The organism is Mycobacterium sp. (genome assembly GCF_032159765.1).
In the GTDB taxonomy this organism is placed as follows: Bacteria; Actinomycetota; Actinomycetes; order Mycobacteriales; family Mycobacteriaceae; genus Mycobacterium.
Map to the genome: position 1 here is coordinate 1 of NZ_JAVHWM010000228.1, position 2,654 is coordinate 2,654.

The 2,654-nt window shown below is 67.3% G+C and carries 3 protein-coding genes; 1 reads left to right on the top strand and 2 read right to left on the bottom strand.

Annotated features, from left to right (window positions below; genetic code table 11):
- Positions 1-138: 138 nt before the first annotated feature.
- Positions 139-852 carry a phosphotransferase family protein gene (locus QOH60_RS28430; protein WP_526425236.1) on the bottom strand — a complete coding sequence of 238 codons (714 nt, stop codon included), beginning with the start codon at positions 850-852 and terminating at the stop codon, positions 139-141.
- Between the two features lie 67 nt (positions 853-919).
- Between QOH60_RS28430 and QOH60_RS28435 the strand changes: the two genes are divergently transcribed.
- Positions 920-2,233 (top strand): FAD-binding oxidoreductase, encoded by a 1,314-nt coding sequence (locus QOH60_RS28435; protein ID WP_526425237.1) that lies wholly within the window; start codon positions 920-922, stop codon positions 2,231-2,233.
- A 46-nt stretch (positions 2,234-2,279) separates the two neighbouring features.
- Here the strand turns inward: QOH60_RS28435 and QOH60_RS28440 are convergent.
- On the bottom strand, positions 2,280-2,654 hold a 375-nt coding region (locus QOH60_RS28440), incomplete at its 5' end, for a VldE C-terminal domain-containing protein (protein ID WP_526425238.1).

Here is a 2,654-nt window from a genome sequence, read left to right on the forward strand (position 1 = left end):
CGTGGGCCGCCGCATACCTAAGTACCTCTGCTGTCGGATCCGTGGGTCAGGCGCCGGACTTGAGGAGGGTGATCAGCCGTTCGGCTTGTCTCTCGGCTGTTCCTGCCGGGTTTCGGAGGGCAGACGCTCCGCCGGGTCTCAAGAGAGTGAGCCAGAACGTTGCCCAGAGGCACCGTGCCGCCGCGAGTCGCGCGGGATCGACCGGAAGCGGGTTACGAACTCAGACCAATCCGTGTCCCGGGCGGAGAGGTGTTCGACCAGGTTCGCGAGCTCCACCGCCGGGTCGCTACGCCCCGAGTCCTCGAAGTCGACGATGCGAACCCTCGAGCCGTCCCAGAGATAGTTCGACAGGTTCGGATCGCCATGACCGACTATCGGCTCGGCGTACGGCGTTAAGAATTGTTCAGGTTGCGGGCCTGCCAACCATTCGAGAGCCATTGCATGAGCTTCAGCGACCATCCCAACCCCTTGCCAGGACTTCACCGAGTCCCTCACCCGGGCGATGATGTGCCCCGCGCCTTCCGACGGTGCAGGAGCGAGTTGCCGCAGCCCGTTAGCCGGCACTGACCACAGCCCTCGTAGCGCAACCTCCAGACCATCGAGTTCGGCAGCTGTCAGCGAACCACTGAGCGGGTTTCCGGGCAGCAGGCTCATGGTCACGCAAGGCGGATCCACCTCGAGATGCAATGGCGTCGGGACCAGGTCGTGCGTTGCCGCTGACACCAACTGCAGCGCCGCCCATTCGGAGAGATGCTCGTCGCGGGACCACGAGACGTACTGCTTGGTCAGCACCTGCGCGTTGATGCTCACGTTGTGGGTGTGCAGGGCTACCTCCAGGGAAAGTGCGGCCAAGTGTCAATTCCCAGCCTTCCCCTTCGACGTGTGTGTAGAGAACCGGACGAGGCGAGGAGTTCCCAGCATGACGACCCAGGCTATATTCCGCGAGGCACCCGTAGCGGCCGGCTTGCTGAGTGGCACGTTCACTGGCCGGGTTTACCTGCCTGGCGAGGCTGAGTACGACGTGCAGCGGCGCCCGCTGATGCCGACGATGGATCCGCGCCCGCTGGTGATCGCCGAGGCCGCGGGGCGTGCCGACGTACGGGCTGCTGTGGTGGCGGCGTGGCGGTACGGGTTGCCGTTCGCGGTTCAGGCGACCGGGCACGGCACGCGGATTCCGTCGGACGGTGGGGTGCTGCTCAAGACCTCCGCGATGACTTCGGTGTTGGTCGACCCGCGGCGGCGGATCGCCAAGGTCGGGCCGGGCGCCAGGTGGGGTGCGGTGGTCGACGCGGCTGCGCAGTTCGGGCTGGCGCCTGTCGCGGGCTCCTCGCGGGACGTTGGCGTGATCGGCCATACGCTTGGTGGTGGTGTCGGCTGGCTTTCCCGCAAGTACGGCTTCGCAGCCGACAGCATCATCCGCGCCGAACTGGTCACGGCTGATGGACGCCTGCTGACGGCGAGCGCCGACGAGCACCCGGAGCTGTTCTGGGCGCTGCGCGGCGGCAGCGGCAATTTCGGCATCGTCACCTCGCTCGAGTTCCGGCTTCACCCCGTCAGCCAGGTCCACGCCGGCATCACCTACTTCGGGATCGAGCGGGCCGCCGATACCCTCTCCTTCTATCGCGACTGGACCAGCCGCATCCCCAACGAACTCAGCACTGCCGTCGTCCTGACCCGGATCCCCGACTCACCCGAGGTTCCCGAGCCGCTGCGAGGCCGCCGTGCGCTGGCGATCAAGGCCCTGTACGCCGGTGCGGCGGAATTGGCCGAGCACATCCTGCGGCCGCTGTTCGAGGCGGCCGGTCCGGTCCTCACCGGCGGGCTCCGGACGATGAGCTTCGGCACAGCCGCGATGGGCGGTACGGCGGCCCGATACCTCGACCTGGTCGACGAACTTCCGGACGACCTGATCGACCGGCTGGCGGGGTTGACGGACGAGTCGGCGCCGACGGTGGAGATCCGGCACTGGGGCGGCGCGATGGCCCACCCCGGCCCGGGTGCAGGACCAGTCGGGCACAGAGCCGCGCCGTACTCGGTGATCATCGACCAGGACGTGCCCGAGTTGATCGACGTGCTGCGGCCGACCGGGCGGACCTTCCTGAACTTCCTGGCGGACCCGGCCCGGGCGGCGTCGGCGTACACAGTCGAGGACTACCGGCGGCTGCGTGACGTGAAGCGGGCGTACGACCCGGACAACTTCTTCCACCTCAACCACAACATCCCGCCTGCGTAAGAAGTAGGTGGCCCTGACCTGCCGGCAGGGCCACTCCATCGAAGGGTCAGACGGTGCCTGCGGTGCCGTAGACGCTGACGTGCACGTGGTCGTAGTGGTTCGCCGTGGTCGAGCCACGGTCCGGCATGGCTCGCCAGCCTTCGCTACTGCGCTGCACGGTCCAGATTTGCTGCTGCCAGATCAGCTGGCTTATGCCGAGCGCCTTGTAGTTGGCGTGCAGCCAGTCGGCGATCTCCTGACCCGCAGAACCGCTGATCATGATGTCGAGCGCGTGCCCGGTGGCGTGCTCGCTACCGGTATCACCTGACCGCAGGCCGCCGTACCCGGTGACCGACGGGAACTTGGCACAGACAGCACGATGGACCCGGATCGCGTCTGGGGTGAGGCCGTTCTCGACGGCAGAGCCGGAGGTGCAGGCGGC

Coding starts and splice junctions, on each gene's coding strand:
- QOH60_RS28435 (WP_526425237.1), top strand. CDS start 920: ATGACGACCCAGGCTATATTCCGCGAGGCACCCGTAGCGGCCGGCTTG.